The following is a 22424-nucleotide window of genomic DNA, read 5'->3' as shown; positions in this document are numbered from 1 at the left end:
GGACATGAATACTACGCCTCCGGGGAAATTTTGGAAATCAGTAATCCCCCGAGCGTGCCGCCCTTTCGCGCAGCTGCGACGAAGAGAGAATTTGTACGCCCTCCTGCGTGGGCGATAGCGCCTCCGCGAGTAGCGCGCTCGCCACGTCCCGCGCCTCTATTGACTTCAGATTTCCCGGCAGCAGATTGAAAATCGGCGCAAAGAGCGTTTCGCCGGCGCGTTTTTTTTCGCGCTCGCCTATCAGCATTGACGGGCGGGCAATGGTCAGGCGCGGCCACTGCTGCGCAATCAGCGCCTCTTCCATCTCACCCTTTACACGATTATAGAAAAAGGGCGAATGCGCATTGGCCCCCATCGCGCTGACGACCAGCATATGCTGCGCGCCCAGCTTTTTTCCCACCAGCGCGGTATCAATGACCAGCGTATAATCGGCATGCACAAACGCCTCTTTGCTACCCGCTTCCCGGCGGGTAGTCCCCAGACAGCAGAAAACGATATCTATCGGATCGACAACCTGCGCCAGGGCGTCCGTTAGCTGCGGATCGTGGGGGTTAAAGACGCCGGAGATATCGGCCAGCGGCCGACGCGTCGGGGCGGCAACGGACTTAACGCCCGGCGCGTTGAGTAGCATTCGAAGTAAGTGACCGCCAACTAACCCGGTTGCCCCCGTTATCAGTACCTGACTCATCGAAACTCCTTTGCAGATTTTTCTATGTTGCGATCCCAGCCTCATGTTCCAGACTTAATACTCTACGAGGTAATTATCCATCATCATCAGGGAAATGCCTCATTCCACACCAAAACACTGGAGGAAGAATGAGTAAGAAGATAGCCGTTTTAATTACCGACGACTTTGAAGACTCGGAGTTCACCTCACCCGCGGACGCCTATCGTCTGGCCGGTCATGAGGTCGTGACGATTGAAAAACAGGCGGGGAAGAAGGTACAAGGGAAAAAAGGGGAAGCTGAAGTCGTTATCGATAAAGCCATTGATGACGTCACCCCTGCCGACTTCGACGCTCTGCTGCTACCGGGCGGTTATTCACCGGACGCGCTGCGCGGAGACGAACGCTTTGTCACCTTCACCCGCGATTTTGTGAACAGCGGCAAACCGGTATTCGCCATCTGTCACGGTCCGCAGCTGTTGATTAGCGCCGATGTGATTCGCGGGCGTAAGCTGACGGCCGTGAAGCCTATCATCGTCGACGTGAAAAACGCCGGTGGCGAATTCTACGATCAGGAAGTGGTTATCGACAACGAGCAGCTGGTGACCAGCAGAACCCCGGACGACCTGCCGGCGTTTAATCGAGAAACGTTACGTCTGCTCGGTGCCTGATTCACGCAGCCAGTGCAGCTTTTTACCAAAACCCAGCGTGTTATCGGTGAACTTAAGCTCATCGGGGAGAATCTCCCAGACGGGAGCCGATAGCATGCGGGCAACCGGAAAACGGCTGACGTAACGCTTACGCATCGCCGCCTCTTCCTCCCCGGACAGGCGGCGAATTTGGCCTTTAAACTGGACGCCGCGGATCAAGGCGACGGTCTTCGGCTGGCCGTTTACCGTTCCGGCCACCCTGGCGCCTTTCCCGGTCATCTGGCCGTGGCGCGTTTTTTCATCGCTAAGCAAATAAAAGGCGACCTTTTCCGGGTCATAAACGTAAAAGGCATTGGCGCACCACAGCTCGTCATCGCGGGCGACGCACCAGGTCACGACATGCTGCTTTCCCAGCCAACGGCTGATAGCGGCGAGCGTATCCATCTTTACTCTCCAGTATGTTATGGTGCTCACACCTTAACATAGCGACCTCTGTACCGTGTGCTGGTTTCTCTATCTGATTCGTACCGCCGATAATCGCCTTTATACCGGGATTACTACCGATGTCTCACGCCGCTTTTGCCAGCACCAGGACGGCAAAGGCGCGAAAGCGCTGCGTGGTAAGGGAGAGCTTCAGCTGGCCTTCAGCCAGGAGGTTGGTGAACACTCACTAGCACTGCGACTGGAGTATCGTATCAAGCAGCTAACGAAGCGCCAGAAAGAGCGCCTCGTTGCCGGAGACGGTTCGTTTGAGGCGCTGCTGGAAAGCCTCAGAAGCGGTTAAAGTGGTCGCTGTATTCGACCAGCCCGCTGACGCCATCAAGGGCGTTATCGGCCAGGCGGTGAACCTGGAAAGCATCCGCGCTATCCGGCCAACGGCAGTGCAGATTAAAACGCGCTGCGGGTTCAAAGCCCAGACGACCATAAAGCGCCGGATCGCCAAGGGTGACAACAGCGGCATAGCCAAACTCGTTCAGTGAATCGAGCCCTTCATAGACCAGCTGACGACCGATGCCCTGACCGCGGTAGCTTTCATCGACCGCCAGCGGAGCCAGTCCAACCCACTGCAGCTCTTCGCCTTCAACGGCAACCGGGCTAAAGGCCGCATAGCCCACGACCTGACCTTCGTCATCCGTCGCCACCACGCCCAGCGTGATCAGGCCATCTTCACGTAGGCTGTGCACCAGCTGCGCTTCCGCATCGCTGCCGAAGGTACGACGCAATAGCGCGTCGATTCCCGGTGCATCAATCCCAATTTCTACTCGAATCAGCATGCCTCACCTACCGATGTCTGTTCAGGTTTCTGCGGGCCTTTCAGGCCTGCTTCAACAAAGTCCGCCAGCTGCAGCAGCATAATACGCAGCGCCCTGGGCATCTGCTCCAGCTCAATGGCATCCATCAGGTTTTTTACATAAAGACCCAGCTCGGTATCGCCTTCGATAACCAGGCGACGCTGGAAGAACAACGTATCCGGATCCTGCTTGCGCGCCGCAATCATCAGCAGGTCGCTGGCGTCGGCGCTAAAGCTGACGTCCGCTTCAGCCTCCGGGCAGACCACCAGACGGCCGTTAATCACCGAGGTATACCACAGCAGGCCGATATCACGCACATGAATACTTAACCAGCGCCCCTCGAGAAAATCCAGCTCCCCATCCGCCAGCGCCTGGTGAAACTGCCAGCTTAATACTTGTTCCAGCACCTGGCGCTTGAGGGCAAAAGGCGCCAGCTTAACCGGCACGCTTATTAACGACGGGCCAAAGTGAACCAGTTGGGAACGCAGTTTATCCAACACAAGCTTTACTCCATGAATGCAATAGTTCCTCTATTGTGCCATATCAAATAAACGACATAGCGGCGTAAATCAACAAAATCACAATGTCGGGCCGCTGGTATTGATCCCGCCAATACGCTTTTAACTGCCTCAAATCAAAAATTGTCACCAGAAGGTTAACTAAAATCCCAGCTCATTAACCATCCAGCGTCCCTGACGGGCCGCGTTTTTCAGGAAAAATTATGGAGCTGCTCTGCCCAGCCGGTAACCTTCCGGCGCTTAAGGCGGCCATCGAAAACGGCGCCGATGCCGTCTATATCGGGCTGAAAGATGACACCAACGCCCGCCACTTTGCCGGCCTTAATTTCACCGAAAAGAAACTGCAGGAAGCCGTCAGCTTTGTGCACCAGCATCGTCGTAAACTGCATATTGCCATCAATACCTTCGCGCATCCTGATGGCTATGCCCGCTGGCAGCGCGCGGTAGATATGGCGGCCCAGCTGGGCGCCGACGCGCTGATCCTCGCCGATATCGCAATGCTGGAGTATGCCGCCGAGCGCTACCCGCACATCGAGCGTCACGTTTCCGTTCAGGCCTCGGCCACTAACGAAGAAGCGGTAAAATTTTATCATCGCAACTTTGACGTCGCCCGCGTGGTGCTGCCGCGCGTACTGTCGATTCACCAGGTCAAACAGCTGGCCCGCGCCACGCCGGTGCCGCTGGAGGTCTTCGCCTTCGGCAGCCTGTGCATTATGGCGGAAGGCCGCTGCTATCTTTCCTCTTATCTGACCGGCGAATCACCGAATACCGTCGGCGCCTGTTCGCCGGCACGCTTCGTGCGCTGGCAGCAAACGCCGCAGGGACTGGAATCACGCCTTAACGAAGTGCTGATCGACCGCTATCGAGATGGTGAAAATGCCGGCTATCCCACCCTCTGTAAAGGGCGGTATCTGGTCGACGGCGAGCGCTACCACGCACTGGAAGAGCCCACCAGCCTGAACACCCTGGAGCTGCTGCCGGAGCTGATGGCGGCAAATATTGCCTCGGTCAAAATCGAGGGCCGCCAGCGCAGTCCGGCGTACGTCACCCAGGTGGCGAAAGTCTGGCGTCAGGCGATCGATCGCTGCAAAGCCGATCCGCAAAACTTCGTGCCGCAGTCCGCGTGGATGGAGACCCTCGGTTCGATGTCCGAAGGGACGCAAACCACCCTTGGCGCCTATCACCGTAAATGGCAGTGAGAACAGCAATGAAATATTCATTAGGGCCGGTGCTTTATTACTGGCCAAAAGAGACGCTGGAAGATTTTTACCAGCAGGCAGCCAGCTGCAGCGCGGACACGATTTATCTCGGCGAAGCGGTATGCAGCAAACGCCGCGCCACCAAAGTCGGCGACTGGATCGAGATGGCGAAAGCGCTGGCGGGAAGCGGCAAACAGGTAGTGCTTTCCACCCTCGCGCTGGTGCAGGCGTCCTCGGAACTGGGCGAACTGAAGCGCTATGTCGATAACGGCGAATTTCTGATTGAAGCCAGCGATCTCGGCGTCGTTAACCTGTGCGCGGAACGTAAGCTGCCGTTCGTCGCTGGCCATGCGCTCAACTGCTACAACGCCGTCACCCTGCGTCTGCTGCTTAAGCAAGGTATGGTGCGCTGGTGTATGCCGGTCGAGCTTTCCCGCGACTGGCTGGCGAACTTGCTGACCCAGTGCGACGAACTGGGCATTCGCAACCAGTTTGAGGTAGAGGTGCTGAGCTACGGCCATCTGCCGCTGGCCTACTCCGCCCGTTGCTTTACCGCCCGTTCGGAAGACCGACCCAAAGACGAGTGCGAAACCTGCTGCATTAAATATCCTAACGGGCGCAACGTGCTCTCACAGGAGAACCAGCAGGTATTCGTCCTCAACGGCATTCAGACCATGAGCGGCTACGTCTATAACCTCGGGAATGAGCTGAGCACCATGCACGGGCTGGTGGATATGGTCCGCCTGTCGCCGCTGGGCATCGAGACCTTTGCGATGCTGGACGCCTTCCGGGCAAATGAGAACGGCGCAGCGCCGCTACCGCTGACGGCGAACAGCGACTGCAACGGCTACTGGCGGCGGCTGGCCGGACTGGAACTGCAGAGCTGATTAACCGCTCACTTTGTTAATGGCTATCGCTGCTTTTTAATGCACTATTAAAGATGCAGCTTTTCTGGCAGGCGTATCGCGGATGCGCCAGGCTGGAAGAAGACCTTCAATCTGATGACTATGCTGTAGCAAAGTGAGCCTTTATGACTGACAAATCTGTTTCATTCTCGGTGCTCGACCTGGCGCCAATCCCGCAAGGATCTTCCGCAAAGGAAGCTTTCTCCCACTCTTTAGATCTGGCGCAGCTGGCGGAAAAACGCGGTTATCATCGCTACTGGCTGGCCGAGCACCATAATATGGTCGGTATTGCCAGCGCCGCGACCTCGGTGCTGATTGGCTATCTTGCCGCCCATACCACCACTCTGCATCTGGGCTCCGGCGGCGTGATGCTACCGAACCATTCGCCGCTGGTGATTGCCGAGCAGTTCGGCACGCTCAATACGCTCTACCCCGGTCGTATCGATCTCGGCCTTGGGCGCGCGCCAGGTAGCGATCAGCCGACCATGCGCGCGCTGCGTCGCCATATGAGCGGCGATGTTGATAACTTCCCGCGCGATGTCGCGGAGCTGGTGGACTGGTTCGACGCCCGCGATCCTAATCCGCACGTACGGCCGGTTCCCGGCTATGGCGAGAAGATACCTGTCTGGCTGCTCGGCTCAAGCCTTTACAGCGCTCAGCTGGCGGCGCAGCTGGGGCTGCCGTTCGCCTTTGCCTCGCACTTCGCGCCGGATATGCTCTTCCAGGCCCTGCACCTCTACCGCACCCACTTCCAGCCGTCAGAACGGTTAGAGAAGCCGTATGCGATGGTATGCATTAACATTATTGCCGCCGATAGCGACAGAGATGCGGAATTTCTGTTTACGTCCATGCAGCAGGCGTTCGTCAAACTGCGCCGCGGCGAGACCGGACAGCTGCCGCCGCCGGTGCAAAATATGCATCAGCTGTGGTCCGCTTCAGAGCAGTACGGCGTTCAGCAGGCGCTGAGCATGTCGCTGGTCGGCGATAAAGCGAAAATCCGCCACGGGCTGGCATCGATCCTACGGGAGACCCAGGCTGATGAGATCATGGTTAACGGCCAAATCTTCGATCATCAGGCGCGCCTGCATTCATTTGATTTGGCGATGCAGGTGAAAGAAGAGCTGATCGGGTAGTGAGCAATGCGGCATTTTTGCCGCATTTTCAATTATTGATAGGTGGGTAATACGTTAAAGCTTGAGAGGAAATGCACGATAACGTTACCCAGCCCAAACAGCAGCACCAAAGCGATCATCGGCTTTCCACCCCAAACGCGAAACAATGGGCTGCCAAAACGTTTACGCGATGCGCGAGCCAACAGCGCCGGTACAATTGCCGCCCAGATCGTCGCGGCCAGACCTGCATAGCCGATCGCATAGAGGAATCCGTTCGGCCACAGCAAGCCTCCCGCCATCGGCGGAACGAAGGTCAGTACCGCTGTTTTAAAACGTCCCAGCGCGGAGTCATCGAAGCCGAACAGATCCGCCAGATAATCAAACAGCCCCAGCGTTACGCCAAGGAATGAACTGGCAACGGCAAAGTTCGAAAAGATGACTAACAGCAGATCCAGGCTCCGGCTGTTCAGCACTCCGCTAAGCGCCTGGACCAGGACATCTATATTGCCCCCCTTCTGCGCGATGCCGATAAATTCAGGGCGCGGGATATTACCCATCGTCACCAGCAGCCACACCACGTACAGACCCAGCGCCAGCAGCGTACCGTAAACCAGGCATTTCACGATTGTGCGCGGATCTTTGCCGTAGTACTTCATCAGGCTCGGCACGTTGCCATGATAGCCGAAAGATGCGAGACAGAACGGCAGCGTCATCAGCAGATAGGGCATATACGAGGCATTTTGTTCAGCCACGTTAAACAGCGTGGTCGGCTGGACGTGTCCCAACAGGCTGCCAAAGGTCAGAAAGAAGGTAATGACCTTAGCTCCCAGCACAATGGCCGTCATGCGGCTCACCGCTTTGGTGCTCAACCAGACGATAAACGCCACCAGTAGCGCAAAACCAAAACCAGCCGCCCTTGCCGGTACGTTCAGCGACATTTCACTAAACGTATGGTGCAGGATCGAGCCGCTGGCGGAGATATAGGCGTAAGTCAGAATATAAAGTACAAAGGCGATCGACACGCCGTTAACCAGATTCCAGCCTTTACCGAGCAGATCTTTAGTAATGGTATCGAAGCTCGAACCAATCCGATAATTCAGGTTCGCTTCGAGGATCATCAACCCGGAATGCAGCATACAAAACCAGGTAAAAACCAGCGCCGCCAGAGACCAGAAGAACCATGCGCCGGACATTACAACCGGCAGCGAAAACATGCCCGCACCAATAATTGTCCCGCCGATAATCACTACGCCGCCAAATAAGGACGGTCGGGTTGCCGTAGTGGTAAGTGTCGCCATTTGCCGAAATCTCCAGTCGAAAATACTTTTTTTGTTATCAACGTGAAGCACTGTACCAGTACACGAGTACAAAGGAAATAAAAAAAGCCCCAATCGTTAAGATCGGGGCTGTATCGTTTACTTTACGTTAGCGGAAAGCGCTAATTATGCATCGCCACCGAAACGACGACGACCTGCGGAGTCGTCACGACGCGGCGCTGAAGCATCATCGCGGCGCGGCGCGCGGCCACCCTCGCGACGTTCACCGCTGAAACGGCGACCTTCACCACGGCCGCCTTCGCGACGCTCACCGCCGAAACCACGACCTTCACGACGTTCACCGCCGCCGAAGCTACGGCCGCCTTCACGACGCTCACCGCCGCCACGACGTTCGCCGCTGCGCTCAGGGCGCGGCTGAGCATCGCCCAGCAACTGCATGTTCATCGGCTTGTTCAGGATGCGGGTACGCGTAAAGTGCTGCAGCACTTCGCCCGGCATGCCTTTCGGCAGTTCGATGGTGGAGTGAGAACCAAACAGCTTGATGTTACCAATGTAACGGCTGCTGATATCGCCTTCGTTCGCGATGGCGCCAACGATATGACGAACTTCAACGCCGTCATCACGGCCCACTTCAATGCGGTACAGTTCCATATCGCCAACGTCACGACGCTCACGCTTCGGACGATCTTCGCCACCGCGATCGCCGCGCGGGCCACGATCGTTACGGTCGCCACGACGTTCGAAACGATCGTCACGGTCGCGGAACTCGCGCTTAGGACGCATAGGCGCATCCGGCGGCAGGATCAGCGGACGTTCGCCCTGCGCCATTTTCAGCAGCGCTGCGGCCAGCGTTTCCACGTCCAGCTCTTCGCCTTCGGCAGACGGCTGGATTTTCGCCAGCAGCGCGCGGTACTGATCCAGATCGCTGCTTTCCAGCTGCTGCTGAACTTTCGCGGCAAATTTTTCCAGGCGACGTTTGCCCAGCAGCTCTGCGTTCGGCAGTTCAACTTCCGGAATGGTCAGCTTCATCGTACGTTCGATATTGCGCAGCAGACGACGCTCGCGGTTCTCAACGAACAGCAGCGCGCGGCCAGCGCGACCCGCACGACCGGTACGGCCGATACGGTGAACGTAAGACTCGGAATCCATCGGGATATCGTAGTTAACCACCAGGCTAATACGCTCAACGTCCAGGCCACGAGCCGCAACGTCGGTTGCAATCAGGATATCCAGACGACCGTCTTTCAGACGCTCCAGAGTCTGCTCACGCAGGGACTGGTTCATGTCGCCGTTCAGCGCAGCGCTGCTATAGCCGCTACGCTCCAGCGCTTCGGCCACTTCCAGGGTCGCATTTTTGGTACGAACGAAGATAATCGCCGCATCAAAATCTTCCGCTTCCAGGAAACGCACCAGCGCTTCGTTTTTACGCATACCGTAAGCAGTCCAGTAGCTCTGGCTGATGTCCGGGCGAGTCGTGACGCTGGACTGGATGCGCACTTCCTGCGGCTCTTTCATAAAGCGGCGGGTAATACGACGAATCGCTTCCGGCATGGTGGCAGAGAACAGAGCGGTCTGATGACCCTCCGGGATCTGCGCCATAATGGTTTCTACGTCTTCGATGAAGCCCATGCGCAGCATTTCGTCAGCTTCATCCAGTACCAGACCGCTCAGTTTAGAGAGATCCAGCGTACCGCGTTTCAGGTGGTCCAGCAGACGACCCGGGGTACCGACAACGATTTGCGGCCCCTGACGCAGTGCGCGCAGCTGCACGTCATAACGCTGGCCGCCGTACAGGGCAACCACGTTTACGCCGCGCATATGTTTAGAGAACTCCGTCATTGCTTCAGCAACCTGAACCGCCAGTTCGCGGGTCGGCGCCAGCACCAGAATCTGCGGTGCTCTCAGCTCAGGATCAATGTTGTTCAGCAGCGGTAAAGAGAACGCTGCGGTTTTACCGCTACCCGTCTGGGCCATACCCAGAACGTCGCGGCCGCCCAGCAGATGCGGAATGCACTCAGCCTGGATCGGAGATGGTTTTTCGTAACCCAGATCGTTAAGCGCTTCAAGGATGGGAGCCTTCAGGCCCAGATCTGCAAATGTGGTTTCGAATTCAGCCATGTAGTACGTGTGCCTCAAAATTAATGGCGGCCAGTCTACATAACTCATCGTGAAAATTTACGGTAATTTTCATTGAAAAGTGTGAACCGGCTCAAAGTAGGTGTATTAACGAACAACAACGCCCTCACCCGCTAAGGTGATGGCAATCAAAAAAGGGCTGATGTGTTCGTCAGCTATTGCTGGTCCGATTCTGCCAGGTCATCTTGCTCCTGGCCCAAGAGCGATAATTCCAACAATGCGTATCGGTGCTCAACGTAGTTATGAACGTTGTTTGCGACCGCCAGTTTGAACAGTGCCGTAGCGCTGTCCTTGTCCCCCAGACTTAGGTAGTACTTACCTAAATAGAAGTTGGTTTCACTGAGATGCTCAGCGAGCGAGGTGTTATCCGTTGCGTCTGCCTTCAGACGGTCCATTAGCTCTTTTTCGCTAATGTCGCCAAGGTAGAACCCGACAATGTTCCATCCCCATTGTTCTTTGTCCGACTTGTTTAAGCGCTGTCTCAGTGCTTCAAGCGCCCGCTTCTCATCGAGCTGACGCTCGGCGAGATAAAGCCACAGGCTTCGGAAAGGATCATTGGGATCGTCTTGATAAAACGCCAGCAGATCATCTTGCGCTAACTTAGCACGACCGCCGTAATACAGAGCGATGCCGCGATTTAAGTGCGCGTAGTTGTAAGTTGGATCAAGCTCAAGTACAGAATCAAACGCTTCATAGGCAGCATCAAAATTGCCTGCCTGCGTTAAATAAATGCCTAAGTAATTGAATACTTCAGGCATATCCGGTCGGATTGCCAGCGCTTGTGAAAAATCATTTCGCGCTAATGCCCTCAGACCGAGACTATCATACAACACTCCGCGCTCATATAAAAGCTGTGCGCGTTCGTCATCGGTTAAAGCCCGACTGGCAAGAATTTGTTCCATGCGCGCCAGAATCACTTCCTGCTGCAAAGTCGGTTGCAATGGCACCGCGAGGACTGCGTCCTTACGCCAGGCAGAGTTGCTGCATCCTGCCAGCGTGAGAGCTGTCGCCACGAAACACCAGCGCAAAAAAGGCTTCATTTCCCACTCCCGAAGACAACGATTGGATGAACGTCCAGTTCCCCGGCTGCAAACAGGGCTTCCTGCCCGCAATGCGCCCTCCGCAATGCGGAGGGCAAACGGCAACCTTACTCGCCCTGCTGTTCGGCAGCCGGAGCTTCCGGCGCAGCCGCAGGCTGAGTTTGTTCAGTTGCTTCTTTGATGCTCAGACGGACACGGCCCTGACGGTCAACTTCCAGAACCTTAACCGGCACTTCCTGACCCATCTGCAGATAGTCGGTCACTTTCTCAACGCGCTTGTCGGCGATCTGAGAGATGTGAACCAGACCCTCTTTACCGCCGCCAATGGCAACGAATGCGCCAAAGTCAACGATGCGGGTCACTTTACCGTTATAGATACGGCCAACTTCGATCTCAGCGGTGATCTCTTCGATACGACGAATCGCGTGCTGCGCTTTGTCGCCATCGGTTGCTGCGATTTTGACGGTACCGTCATCTTCGATTTCGATAGTGGTGCCGGTTTCTTCGGTAAGCGCGCGAATAACGGAGCCGCCTTTACCGATAACGTCTTTAATTTTGTCCGGGCTGATCTTGATCGTGTGAATACGCGGTGCGAACTCAGAGATATCGCCGCGCGGCGCGTTAATCGCCTGTTCCATCACGCCCAGGATGTGCAGACGCGCACCCTTAGCCTGGTTCAGAGCAACCTGCATGATCTCTTTGGTGATACCTTCAATTTTGATATCCATCTGCAGAGCAGAGATACCTTCACGGGAACCCGCAACTTTGAAGTCCATATCGCCCAGGTGATCTTCATCGCCCAGAATGTCAGACAGTACGACGAAGTTGTCGCCTTCTTTCACCAGACCCATTGCGATACCCGCAACGGCGGCTTTCACCGGCACACCTGCGTCCATCAGCGCCAGAGAAGCGCCACAAACGGAAGCCATGGAGGAGGAACCGTTCGATTCGGTGATTTCAGAAACCACGCGTACGGTGTACGGGAACTCTTCGATAGTCGGCATCACGGCCAGTACGCCGCGCTTAGCCAGACGACCGTGACCGATTTCACGACGCTTCGGAGAGCCGACCATTCCCGTTTCGCCTACGGAGTACGGAGGGAAGTTATAGTGGAACAGGAAGGAGTCGGTACGCTCGCCCATCAGCTCATCGATGTTCTGCGCGTCACGTGCGGTGCCCAGGGTCGCGGTAACCAGCGCCTGAGTTTCACCACGGGTAAACAGTGCTGAACCGTGGGTACGCGGCAGAACGCCGGTACGAACGTCCAGACCACGAATCATATCTTTTTCACGACCATCGATACGCGGCTCACCGGCCAGTACGCGGCTACGCACCACGTTTTTCTCGATTGCGTGCAGGATTTCGCCCAGTTCGTTAGCGTCCAGGGTTTCATCTTCCGCAACCAGGGTCGCGATAGTTTCGGATTTGATCACGTCAACCTGAGCATAACGCTCCTGTTTGTCGGTGATACGGTACGCATCGCTCAGGCGAGATTCAGCCAGCGCAGCGACGCGCGCGTTCAGCGCGGCATCAACCACTTCCGGCTGCCAGTCCCAACGCGGTTTACCGGCTTCTTTCACCAGGTCGTTGATGTTCTGAATAACAACCTGCTGCTGGTCGTGACCAAACACGACCGCGCCCAGCATCTGGTCTTCGCTCAGCAGTTCAGCTTCGGATTCAACCATCAGTACTGCGGCTTCGGTACCCGCAACAACCAGATCCAGTTTGCTGGACTTCAGCTCTTCCTGGGTCGGGTTCAGCACGTACTGGTCATTAATATAACCCACGCGCGCGGCGCCAATTGGGCCGTTAAACGGAATACCGGACAGAGACAGCGCAGCGGAAGCGCCGATCATCGCGACGATATCCGGGTTAACCTGTGGGTTAACGGAAACGACGGTCGCAATAACCTGAACTTCGTTAACGAAGCCTTCCGGGAACAGCGGGCGAACCGGGCGGTCAATCAGACGCGCAATCAGGGTTTCGCCTTCGCTCGGACGGCCTTCACGACGGAAGAAACCACCCGGGATTTTACCAGCAGCGTAAGTACGCTCCTGATAGTTAACGGTCAGCGGGAAGAAATCCTGGCCTGGCTTCGCTTTTTTCTGGCCGACTACGGTAACGAATACCGCGGTGTCATCCATGCTAACCATAACGGCGGCAGTTGCCTGGCGCGCCATCATGCCGGTCTCCAGCGTTACGGTATGTTGGCCGTACTGGAATTTACGAACGATCGGATTAAGCAAAATTCTATCCTTTTATCTATAGATGATGTCAAATCCACGATAAGACATCGTATGACCCGATCTTCTGCATCCTCGCGACTAATGACAACCTTTACCCGCCCCTGCGAGTCAAGCCTCTCATTAGCCGCGCGAACCTCTGCATGAAGATCATTAATAGCAACAATACATGAGTTTTTAATGAATTGCTGCCGCCCGGTCGAAAAAAGGGGCCGTGAGGCCCCTTCTTCTGAAACTCGCAGAATTAGCGACGCAGACCCAGACGCTCGATCAGCGAAGAGTAACGTGCAACATCTTTACGTTTCAGGTAGTCGAGCAGTTTACGACGCTGAGAAACCATGCGCAGCAGACCACGACGGCTGTGGTGATCTTTTTTGTGCTCTGCAAAGTGACCCTGCAGGTGGTTGATCTGTGCAGTCAGCAGTGCAACCTGAACTTCAGTAGAACCGCTGTCGTTTTCGCCACGACCGAACTCAGAAACGATTTTTGCTTTAGCTTCAACGCTTAGAGACATTTTCGAACTCCAAAATTAAAAGAAAGAAAGGGTGCCGATCTCTAATTCAGCAACCCCTGATATAACGCTCGCAAATGTTAAAACACTTTGGCGGACGTTAAGCGGCGATATTCTACTCGCAGCAGCCTTTTATCGCAAGGAAAGCGCTCAGGCAGGGTATTCAACCACCAGACGACGAGGCGCCACGCGGCCTTCATCATCGATTTCCCCCATGCCAAGAAACTTCTCGTCATCACCTTCGGTGACGCGAACCAGCCCCTGCAGCGGCGCACCCGATGTCCGCACCGGATTACCGTTTTTAAAGTAGATGGCGGAGGTTTCCGGAATATTCACCAGCGGGTAATCCGAAGCCGGGCTGTCCATCGGCATCAATAGCGGGTCCAGCAGCTGGGCTGCGGGAATATCCTGCGCATTGGCTTGTTCAACCAGCGCCTGCAGCTGTTCCAGCGTCACCATCCGTTCGACGGGATATTTACTGACCGCCAGGCGACGCAGGAAAGTGACGTGCGCGCCGCATCCAAGTTTCTCGCCTAAATCATCAATAATCGTGCGAATGTAGGTGCCTTTGGAGCAGTGAATTTCCAGCTCAAGCTCCGTCCCCTCATGGCGGATAAACAGCAGCTCGTAAACCGTAATCGGCCGGGATTCACGCGGTACTTCAATCCCCTGACGGGCATATTCGTACAGTTTTTTCCCCTGGTATTTCAGCGCCGAATACATCGACGGCACCTGCTGGGTTTCGCCACGAAAGCCATCGAGCGCGGCTGCCAGCTGCTCAGGACTAAAAGTCAGCGGACGTTCTTCCACCACCTGGCCGTCGGCATCAGAGGTATCGGTGCGCTGGCCAAGTTTAGCAATCACGCGGTAGCGCTTGTCAGAATCAAGCAGATACTGGGAAAACTTTGTCGCTTCCCCGAGGCAAATCGGCAGCATGCCGGTCGCCAGCGGATCCAGCGCTCCCGTATGCCCTGCCCGGTTAGCATTATAAAGTCGTTTAACTTTCTGCAGCACGTCGTTGCTGGATGCGCCTTGCGGTTTATCCAGCAACAGTACGCCGTGCACGTCGCGACCGCGACGACGAGGACGACTCATTAGTCCTCCTTACTGTCGTCCGGGTTCACACGACGCTCATCGTCATGTTTCACCACGCTGGTCACCAGGTTCGACATGCGCATTCCTTCGACTAATGAATTGTCGTAGAAGAAGGTCAGTTCCGGCACGATACGCAGGCGCATTGCTTTGCCCAGCAGCGAGCGAATAAAACCAGACGCTTCCTGCAAAGCCTTGATGCCCGCTTTCACGGCGGCTTCGTCTTTGTCGTTCAGGAAGGTCACAAACACTTTGGCATAGGCCAGGTCGCGGGACATCTCGACGCCTGAAACCGTGGTCATCATGCCCAGACGCGGGTCTTTAATTTCGCGCTGCAGGATGATTGCGATCTCTTTTTGCATCTCCTGAGCCACGCGCTGCGGGCGACCAAATTCTTTCGCCATAATAAATTCTCCAGACAAATAAGGGGGCCACGCGGCCCCCTTTAATTTTGTATAACCGGGTGGCGCTGCGCTTCCCCGGCCTACTAAACGATTAATCGATGGTACGTTGAATCTCGATGATTTCGAACACTTCGATCATATCGCCAACGCGAACGTCGTTGTAGTTCTTAACGCCGATACCACACTCCATGCCGTTACGAACTTCGTTAACGTCATCTTTGAAGCGGCGCAGGGATTCCAGCTCGCCTTCATAGATAACCACATTGTCGCGCAGTACGCGGATTGGGTTATGACGCTTAATCGTACCTTCAGTAACCATACAGCCTGCGATGGCGCCGAATTTCGGCGATTTGAACACATCACGGACTTCGGCCAGACCAATGATCTGCTGTTTCAGTTCCGGAGACAGCATGCCGCTCATAGCTGCTTTCACTTCGTCGATCAGATGATAGATGACGGAGTAGTAGCGCAGATCCAGGCTTTCCGCGTCGATAACTTTACGTGCGGATGCATCAGCACGAACGTTAAAGCCAACCAGAATCGCGTTGGAGGCAGCGGCCAGGGTTGCGTCGGTTTCGGTGATACCACCTACGCCGGAACCGATAATCTTCACTTTCACTTCGTCAGTAGACAGTTTCAGCAAGGAGTCGGAGATCGCTTCCACAGAACCCTGCACGTCCGCTTTGAGGACGATGTTCACTTCGTGAACTTCGCCTTCGGTCATGTTGGCGAACATGTTCTCAAGTTTAGATTTCTGCTGACGAGCCAGCTTAACTTCACGGAATTTACCCTGACGATACAGCGCAACTTCACGTGCTTTCTTCTCGTCACGAACGACGGTCACTTCGTCACCGGCAGCCGGTACGCCTGACAGGCCGAGGATTTCCACCGGAATGGATGGACCCGCTTCCAGCACTTCCTGACCCAGTTCGTTACGCATCGCACGAACGCGACCATATTCGAAACCGCACAGGACGATGTCACCCTTGTGCAGCGTACCTTCGCGTACCAGAACGGTAGCAACCGGACCACGACCTTTATCCAGGAAGGATTCGATAACCGCGCCGCTCGCCATACCTTTACGAACCGCTTTCAGCTCCAGAACTTCAGCCTGCAGCAGGATTGCGTCCAGCAGTTCGTCGATGCCGGTACCCGCTTTAGCAGACACGTGGACGAACTGGCTTTCACCGCCCCACTCTTCCGGCAGAATGCCGTACTGGGACAGTTCATTTTTAACGCGATCCGGATCCGCTTCCGGCTTATCGATTTTGTTCACCGCAACCACGACCGGCACACCCGCCGCTTTCGCGTGCTGGATTGCTTCGATGGTCTGCGGCATCACGCCGTCGTCTGCGGCCACAACCAGAACCACGATATCCGTCGCCTGAGCACCACGAGCACGCATAGAGGTGAACGCGGCGTGGCCCGGGGTATCCAGGAAGGTGATCATACCGTTGTCGGTTTCGACGTGGTACGCACCGATATGCTGGGTAATGCCGCCCGCTTCGCCAGAGGCCACTTTCGTTGAACGAATGTAGTCCAGCAGAGAGGTTTTACCGTGGTCAACGTGACCCATGATAGTCACAACCGGTGCGCGCGGTTCCGCCGCAGCGCCGGTGTCACGGTCGCTCATTACCGCTTCTTCCAGCTCGTTTTCACGACGCAGGATAACTTTGTGGCCCATCTCTTCGGCAACCAGCTGTGCGGTTTCCTGGTCGATGACCTGGTTAATCGTCGCCATAGCGCCCAGCTTCATCATCGCTTTGATGACCTGAGAACCTTTAACGGCCATCTTGTTGGCCAGATCGCCAACGGTGATGGTTTCACCGATGATAACATCACGGTTAACCGCCTGAGCCGGCTTCTGGAAGCCTTGCTGCAGAGCCGAACCCTTACGATGTTTACCACCTTTACCGCCGCGAACGGCCGCACGGGCTTCTTCACGATCGGCTTTCGATTCAGCGTGTTTGTTGCCTTTCTTAGCCGGACGCGCTGCTTTCGCATTACGTCCACGGCCGCGACCGCCTTCAACTTCACGATCGTTATCGTCTTCAGCCTGACGCGCATGCTGAGAAGTTGTTACGTGATAGTCAGTGGTCTCTTCAGGCGTTTCTGGCGCTTCAGTCCAGTTCTTTTCGTTTTCTTGAGCCATACGGCGTGCTTCTTCCGCTACACGGCGCGCTTCTTCTTCAAGTTTGCGGCGTGCTTCTTCTTCCGATTTGCGCTTCAGCTCCGCAGCTTCGTTTTCGCGGCGTTGCTTTTCAGCCTGGGCGGTTTTGGTCATATCGTCGGTTTGTTGATTGCTCACTTTGTCTTTTTCCGCGGCTTCACGTTTCGCTTTATCGGCGAGTTCACGTTTCGCTTGTTCTGCGGCCTCACGTTCAGCTTTTAATTGCGCCTCGCGCTTGGCAGCTTCTTCTGCCTCACGACGGGCTTGCTCTTCCGCTTCACGCTGCGCCTGCTCTTCCGCGGCAAGGCGTTCGGCCTCTTGCGGATCGCGTTTCACAAAGGTGCGTTTCTTGCGGACTTCGATTTGTACCGACTTACTCTTTCCACCGGTACCCGGAATATTTAACGTGCTGCGCGTTTTGCGCTGCAGCGTCAGCTTGTCGGGCGCTGAGCCGTGTTCACGGTTCAGGTGCGTCAACAAGGTTTGCTTCTCTTGCGCGGTCACAGAATCATCAGCCGATTTGCGGATCCCTGCATCAGCAAATTGCTGTATCAGGCGATCCACAGAGGTCTGAATCTCTGAGGCCAGCGCTTTAATGGTCACATCTGTCATGCTGTTCCTTCCTGCTACAGTTTATTACGCTTCGTCGCCGAACCAACAAATATTACGAGCGGCCATGATAAGTTCTCCGGCTTTCTCGTCGGTCAAGCCTTCGATATCAGCCAGATCATCAATGCCCTGCTCGGCGAGATCTTCCAGCGTACAAACACCACGGGCGGCCAGGGTGAATGCCAGGGTGCGATCCATGCCTTCCAGATTCAACAGATCGTCGGCAGGTTTGCTGTCTCCCAGGCTCTCTTCTTTGGCCAGCGCCAGCGTGGTCAGCGCGTTTTTCGCCCGCTCACGAAGTGCTTCAACGGTCGGTTCATCCAGACCGTCAATTTCCAGCAGTTCTTTCATTGGCACATAGGCCAGTTCTTCCAGAGTGGCGAAACCTTCTTCAACCAGCAGCGTGGCGAAATCTTCATCAATATCAAGATATTTAGTGAAGGTATCAATCGCTGCATGGGCTTCAGCCTGATGCTTAGCCTGGAGGTCATCAACGGTCATGACGTTCAGTTCCCAGCCGCTCAGCTGAGACGCCAGACGGATGTTCTGACCGTTACGGCCAATGGCCTGCGCCAGGTTGCCCGCTTCGACTGCGATATCCATGGTGTGCTTGTCTTCATCTACCACGATAGAGGCGACGTCAGCCGGAGCCATGGCGTTAATGACAAATTGCGCCGGGTTATCGTCCCACAGCACGATATCAATACGCTCGCCGCCCAGTTCAGTCGAGACCGCCTGAACGCGCGCGCCGCGCATACCGACGCAGGCACCCACCGGATCGATGCGCTTATCGTTGGTTTTAACCGCGATTTTGGCACGAGAGCCAGGATCGCGAGCCGCCGCTTTAATTTCGAGAACTTCTTCACCAATTTCCGGAACTTCAATGCGGAACAGTTCAATCAGCATTTCCGGCTTGGAACGCGTCACGAACAGCTGCGCGCCACGCGCTTCCGGACGGACTGCGTACAGTACGCCGCGGATACGGTCACCCGGACGGAAGTTTTCACGCGGCAGCATGTCTTCACGCAGGATCACGGCTTCAGCGTTGTTGCCCAGATCCAGCGTAATGTTGTCGCGATTCACTTTCTTCACTACGCCCGTGATAATTTCACCTTCGTGCTCACGGAACTGATCAACGACCATTGCGCGTTCGGCTTCACGTACTTTTTGTACGATAACCTGCTTCGCAGTCTGCGTAGTGATACGGTCAAAGGTGACAGATTCAATCTGGTCTTCGACGTAATCGCCAGGATTCATGCTTTCATCTTCGAAACGCGCAGCTTCCAGCGTGATTTCGCGCGTCGGCTGGGTGACTTCTTCCACAACCAGCCAGCGACGGAATGTGTCGAAATCACCGCTTTTACGATCGATTTCTACGCGAACGTCGATCTCTTGTTCATATTTTTTCTTAGTAGCCGTTGCTAACGCACTTTCCAACGCTTCGAAAATTTTCTCACGCGGCAGCGCCTTTTCGTTGGAAACGGCTTCAACAACAGCCAAAATTTCTTTGTTCATCGGGGCCTTTCACCTCAATCCAGACTGTTAAAAGTGGGGAACCAGGTTCGCCTTCTGGATGTTACTCAGCGCGAACACTTCATCTTTGCCTTCGACGGTTACCGTGATCATCTCACCGTCTACCGCTTTGATAAGGCCCTGCCATTTGCGTCGGTTCTGTACCGCCATGCGCAAAACCAGCGAAACTTCTTCGCCGATGAAACGCTCATAGTGTTCGGCGGTAAACATAGGACGATCGAGACCAGGGGAAGAAACTTCCAGGTTATAAGCGACTGTAATCGGGTCTTCTACGTCCATAACAGCACTGACCTGGTGACTCACATCAGCACAATCATCAACATTGATGCCATCTTCACTATCAATATAGATGCGCAGTGTGGATGTGCGACCGCGAATAAATTCGATGCCGACCAGCTCAAAGCCAAGCGCTTCAACTGGCGCTGTGAGCATCTCTGTTAATTTTTGCTCTAATGTGGACAAACCCACCCCCAAGACATAAAAAAAGGGCGTATAGCCCAGTTATTCTGAAGTCAGATAACAAAAAACCCCGATAAATCGGGGCTTTAGATAACTGAACCCTGAGATCGCAACTGCGATCTGGAACACTTTCCAGAAGAATTCTTTCAAATTCGTCTACGAAGGACCCGGTCCTCACAGTATATTTGAAAAAGTACTTAATGGGAAAGTGGTTGCGGGGGCCGGATTTGAACCGACGACCTTCGGGTTATGAGCCCGACGAGCTACCAGGCTGCTCCACCCCGCGCCTGAAACGTGGCATATTTTACTCGTTTTGAGCAAAAGACGCAAATACTGCTGGGATTTGGTACCGAGAGACGGGACATAAAATCGTAGTGAATTGTATTGATACTTCATATATTTTGTCAACATGAATTTCACATAGCGGGTTTCGGTTCGTGCTGGTATTTCAGGGTTTTTTGGTAAAAAGCGGTTTCGCCTCTTCCTGTCACCAGCAAAAGATGATTAAATGAAAACTCACAATTAATGCATAAAAATGCAATAAAGATTGTTGAGTCAAACTCACCACAGTCTCTCTAGCAGGGTTTTATTTTATGACGACGATTCTCAAGCATCTCCCGGTAGGACAACGTATTGGTATTGCTTTTTCTGGTGGGCTGGATACCAGCGCCGCGCTGCTGTGGATGCGTAAAAAGGGAGCAGTCCCTTATGCATATACCGCTAACCTGGGACAGCCAGACGAAGACGATTACGAAGCCATTCCTCGTCGTGCCAAAGAGTATGGTGCTGAAGGAGCTCGTCTGATCGACTGCCGTAAGCAGCTGGTTGCGGAAGGTATTGCTGCAATCCAGTGCGGCGCATTTCATAACACCACCGGCGGGTTGACCTACTTTAATACCACTCCGCTGGGCCGCGCAGTGACCGGTACTATGCTGGTTGCCGCGATGAAAGAAGACGGCGTTAACATCTGGGGCGACGGCAGTACCTATAAAGGCAACGATATCGAACGTTTCTATCGTTACGGCCTGCTGACCAACGCAGAGCTGAAAATTTACAAACCGTGGCTGGATAGCGACTTTATCGACGAGTTAGGCGGCCGCCAGGAAATGTCAGAATTTATGATTTCCTGCGGGTTTGACTATAAAATGTCCGTTGAAAAAGCCTACTCAACCGACTCCAATATGCTGGGAGCTACGCACGAGGCTAAAGATCTTGAGTTCCTGAACTCCAGCGTCAAGATTGTGAACCCGATTATGGGTGTGAAGTTCTGGGATGAAAGCGTCAAAATTCCTGCGGAAGAAGTCACCGTCCGCTTTGAACAAGGCCACCCGGTTGCGCTGAATGGACAGACCTTTAGCGATGACGTTGAGCTGATGCTGGAAGCTAATCGCATCGGCGGCCGCCATGGACTCGGCATGAGCGATCAGATCGAAAACCGTATCATCGAAGCGAAGAGCCGCGGCATTTATGAAGCCCCCGGGATGGCGCTGCTGCATATTGCCTATGAGCGTCTGCTGACCGGTATTCATAATGAAGATACCATCGAACAATATCACGCACACGGTCGTCAGCTGGGTCGCCTGCTGTATCAGGGGCGCTGGTTCGACTCACAGGCTCTGATGCTACGCGACGGCCTGCAGCGCTGGGTGGCCAGCCAAATCACCGGCGAAGTGACCCTTGAACTGCGTCGCGGCAACGACTATTCCATCCTGAATACCGTGTCAGATAATCTGACCTATAAAGCAGAACGCCTGACCATGGAAAAAGGCGACTCAATGTTCTCCGCTGAGGACCGTATCGGCCAGCTGACAATGCGCAATCTGGATATCACCGATACCCGCGATAAGCTGTTTGGCTACGCTCAGTCCGGACTGCTGACCGCCTCTTCCGCCACCGGCTTGCCGCAGGTGGAAAACCTGGAAAATAAAGCTAAGTAACATCCCTGAGAAAACAGTAAAGGCCGCGCAAGCGGCCTTTTTTATGCTGTGAAATCCCGACCCCAACTGAAGAGGAATATCAGCCGCTTATGCGACTGCGCACTTTTCTCTGGACGAAAAAAAAGACGCTTTTCAGCGTCTTTTTTCAGGAAATTGGTACCGAGGATGGGACTCGAACCCACAAGCCCGTTAGGGCACTACCACCTCAAGGTAGCGTGTCTACCAATTCCACCACCTCGGTACGGATACTACTTATCAGTGCGGGATGTCGCTGCTCGGCTGTGCCGGAGCTGTCGGCTGAGTTTGCTCAGTTTTCGGAGCGCTCAGGTTATCCCACTCACTTCCTTTGTTGGTCTTGTTGCTGTTGATATTACCCAGCGCCAGACTGATGATGAAGAACAGCGCAGCCAGGATACCAGTCATGCGGGTCATGAAGTTACCAGAACCGCTGGATCCAAACAGAGTGCCGGAAGCGCCTGCTCCGAAGGAGGCTCCCATATCAGCGCCTTTACCTTGCTGCAGCATAATCAGACCAACAAGGCCAATTGCTACAATAAGGAAAACAACTAAAAGAGCTTCGTACATAATCAACCTGTTCCTTGCGGATTCGCCGCATACCAAGTGCTTCGACCAATAAAGCGGGACGTATTAACGTTTCCCACTGAAGCGGGTG

22 protein-coding genes and 2 tRNA genes are annotated in these 22424 nt (G+C 54.8%); 6 read left to right on the top strand and 18 right to left on the bottom strand.

Features of this window, described 5'->3' with window-relative positions; genetic code table 11:
• Positions 1 to 37: 37 nt before the first annotated feature.
• Positions 38 to 688, bottom strand: a complete 651-nt coding sequence (locus ACSIPU_RS16090) for an NAD(P)H-binding protein (protein WP_004106052.1) — start codon at positions 686 to 688, stop codon at positions 38 to 40.
• Between the two features lie 128 nt (positions 689 to 816).
• Here ACSIPU_RS16090 and ACSIPU_RS16085 point away from each other — a divergent pair, with 128 nt between their 5' ends.
• Positions 817 to 1335 carry a type 1 glutamine amidotransferase domain-containing protein gene (locus tag ACSIPU_RS16085; RefSeq protein ID WP_196558154.1) on the top strand — a complete coding sequence of 173 codons (519 nt, stop codon included), beginning with the start codon at positions 817 to 819 and terminating at the stop codon, positions 1333 to 1335.
• Here the strand turns inward: ACSIPU_RS16085 and ACSIPU_RS16080 are convergent.
• Positions 1315 to 1758 (bottom strand): YhbP family protein, encoded by a 444-nt coding sequence (locus tag ACSIPU_RS16080; RefSeq protein WP_004106054.1) that lies wholly within the window; start codon positions 1756 to 1758, stop codon positions 1315 to 1317. The genes ACSIPU_RS16085 and ACSIPU_RS16080 overlap by 21 nt on opposite strands.
• A gap of 55 nt (positions 1759 to 1813) precedes the next feature.
• Between ACSIPU_RS16080 and ACSIPU_RS16075 the strand changes: the two genes are divergently transcribed.
• Positions 1814 to 2098, top strand: coding sequence for a GIY-YIG nuclease family protein (locus tag ACSIPU_RS16075; protein ID WP_004115802.1), 285 nt, complete (start codon positions 1814 to 1816; stop codon positions 2096 to 2098).
• Here ACSIPU_RS16075 and ACSIPU_RS16070 read toward each other — a convergent pair.
• On the bottom strand, positions 2085 to 2588 hold the full coding sequence (locus ACSIPU_RS16070; RefSeq protein WP_004115804.1) for a GNAT family N-acetyltransferase: 504 nt from the start codon (positions 2586 to 2588) through the stop codon (positions 2085 to 2087). The two genes, ACSIPU_RS16075 and ACSIPU_RS16070, sit on opposite strands and share 14 nt — an antisense overlap.
• A complete protein-coding gene (gene ubiT / locus ACSIPU_RS16065; protein WP_196558153.1) occupies positions 2582 to 3106 on the bottom strand; it encodes a ubiquinone anaerobic biosynthesis accessory factor UbiT in 525 nt (174 codons plus the stop codon). The genes ACSIPU_RS16070 and ubiT overlap by 7 nt, the downstream gene beginning before the upstream one ends.
• A 221-nt stretch (positions 3107 to 3327) precedes the next feature.
• On the opposite strand from ubiT, the gene ubiU reads away from it, so the two are divergent.
• From ubiU to ACSIPU_RS16050, 3 genes are all read left to right on the top strand, one after another.
• On the top strand, positions 3328 to 4323 hold the full coding sequence (gene ubiU / locus ACSIPU_RS16060) for a ubiquinone anaerobic biosynthesis protein UbiU (RefSeq protein ID WP_004106058.1): 996 nt from the start codon (positions 3328 to 3330) through the stop codon (positions 4321 to 4323).
• Between the two features lie 8 nt (positions 4324 to 4331).
• A complete protein-coding gene (locus ACSIPU_RS16055; protein WP_053064456.1) occupies positions 4332 to 5210 on the top strand; it encodes a U32 family peptidase in 879 nt (292 codons plus the stop codon).
• A gap of 143 nt (positions 5211 to 5353) precedes the next feature.
• Positions 5354 to 6361: a luciferase-like monooxygenase gene (locus ACSIPU_RS16050; protein WP_004106061.1), complete on the top strand. Its 1008-nt coding sequence runs from the start codon at positions 5354 to 5356 to the stop codon at positions 6359 to 6361.
• Between the two features lie 32 nt (positions 6362 to 6393).
• Here the strand turns inward: ACSIPU_RS16050 and mtr are convergent, their stop codons facing one another.
• From mtr to ACSIPU_RS15990, 12 genes are all read right to left on the bottom strand, one after another.
• Entirely contained in the window at positions 6394 to 7638 is a 1245-nt protein-coding gene (mtr, locus tag ACSIPU_RS16045) for a tryptophan permease (RefSeq protein WP_017145353.1), read from the bottom strand.
• Between the two features lie 144 nt (positions 7639 to 7782).
• Positions 7783 to 9735 (bottom strand): DEAD/DEAH family ATP-dependent RNA helicase, encoded by a 1953-nt coding sequence (locus tag ACSIPU_RS16040; protein ID WP_016809829.1) that lies wholly within the window; start codon positions 9733 to 9735, stop codon positions 7783 to 7785.
• Positions 9728 to 9808 carry a protein YrbN gene (gene yrbN / locus ACSIPU_RS16035; protein WP_085903200.1) on the bottom strand — a complete coding sequence of 27 codons (81 nt, stop codon included), beginning with the start codon at positions 9806 to 9808 and terminating at the stop codon, positions 9728 to 9730. The genes ACSIPU_RS16040 and yrbN overlap by 8 nt, the downstream gene beginning before the upstream one ends.
• Before the next feature lie 100 nt (positions 9809 to 9908).
• The gene (gene nlpI, locus ACSIPU_RS16030; RefSeq protein WP_004106088.1) at positions 9909 to 10793 is read right to left on the bottom strand and encodes a lipoprotein NlpI; all 885 of its coding nucleotides are present in this window, start codon (positions 10791 to 10793) and stop codon (positions 9909 to 9911) included.
• A gap of 107 nt (positions 10794 to 10900) precedes the next feature.
• A complete protein-coding gene (gene pnp, locus ACSIPU_RS16025) occupies positions 10901 to 13039 on the bottom strand; it encodes a polyribonucleotide nucleotidyltransferase (protein WP_004106089.1) in 2139 nt (712 codons plus the stop codon).
• A 241-nt stretch (positions 13040 to 13280) separates the two neighbouring features.
• Entirely contained in the window at positions 13281 to 13550 is a 270-nt protein-coding gene (gene rpsO / locus ACSIPU_RS16020; RefSeq protein ID WP_004106090.1) for a 30S ribosomal protein S15, read from the bottom strand.
• A gap of 147 nt (positions 13551 to 13697) precedes the next feature.
• Positions 13698 to 14642: a tRNA pseudouridine(55) synthase TruB gene (gene truB, locus ACSIPU_RS16015; protein WP_004106091.1), complete on the bottom strand. Its 945-nt coding sequence runs from the start codon at positions 14640 to 14642 to the stop codon at positions 13698 to 13700.
• Positions 14642 to 15043 carry a 30S ribosome-binding factor RbfA gene (gene rbfA, locus ACSIPU_RS16010; protein WP_004106092.1) on the bottom strand — a complete coding sequence of 134 codons (402 nt, stop codon included), beginning with the start codon at positions 15041 to 15043 and terminating at the stop codon, positions 14642 to 14644. The genes truB and rbfA overlap by 1 nt, the downstream gene beginning before the upstream one ends.
• A 91-nt stretch (positions 15044 to 15134) precedes the next feature.
• Complete coding sequence (gene infB, locus ACSIPU_RS16005) at positions 15135 to 17825, bottom strand: translation initiation factor IF-2 (RefSeq protein WP_004106093.1); 2691 nt, start codon at positions 17823 to 17825, stop codon at positions 15135 to 15137.
• Between the two features lie 24 nt (positions 17826 to 17849).
• On the bottom strand, positions 17850 to 19337 hold the full coding sequence (gene nusA, locus ACSIPU_RS16000; protein WP_435322237.1) for a transcription termination factor NusA: 1488 nt from the start codon (positions 19335 to 19337) through the stop codon (positions 17850 to 17852).
• Positions 19338 to 19364: 27 nt separating this feature from the next.
• Entirely contained in the window at positions 19365 to 19817 is a 453-nt protein-coding gene (gene rimP / locus ACSIPU_RS15995) for a ribosome maturation factor RimP (protein WP_004125659.1), read from the bottom strand.
• 206 nt (positions 19818 to 20023) lie between these two features.
• Positions 20024 to 20100: transfer RNA gene (locus tag ACSIPU_RS15990), tRNA-Met, on the bottom strand.
• Positions 20101 to 20407: 307 nt separating this feature from the next.
• On the opposite strand from ACSIPU_RS15990, the gene argG reads away from it, so the two are divergent.
• On the top strand, positions 20408 to 21751 hold the full coding sequence (argG, locus tag ACSIPU_RS15985; protein ID WP_004106101.1) for an argininosuccinate synthase: 1344 nt from the start codon (positions 20408 to 20410) through the stop codon (positions 21749 to 21751).
• Between the two features lie 154 nt (positions 21752 to 21905).
• Here the strand turns inward: argG and ACSIPU_RS15980 are convergent.
• Both ACSIPU_RS15980 and secG read right to left on the bottom strand, forming a co-directional pair.
• Positions 21906 to 21992 (bottom strand) — tRNA-Leu (locus ACSIPU_RS15980).
• A 14-nt stretch (positions 21993 to 22006) separates the two neighbouring features.
• Positions 22007 to 22336 carry a preprotein translocase subunit SecG gene (gene secG / locus ACSIPU_RS15975; RefSeq protein ID WP_004106103.1) on the bottom strand — a complete coding sequence of 110 codons (330 nt, stop codon included), beginning with the start codon at positions 22334 to 22336 and terminating at the stop codon, positions 22007 to 22009.
• Positions 22337 to 22424: the final 88 nt, after the last annotated feature.

The sequence above is a fragment of the Klebsiella sp. HN106 genome, assembly GCF_051209435.1.
In the GTDB taxonomy this organism is placed as follows: domain Bacteria; phylum Pseudomonadota; class Gammaproteobacteria; order Enterobacterales; family Enterobacteriaceae; genus Klebsiella; species Klebsiella oxytoca.
The sequence above is the reverse complement of the archived record's forward strand: the minus strand, read 5'-3'. Positions and strand labels throughout refer to the sequence as shown.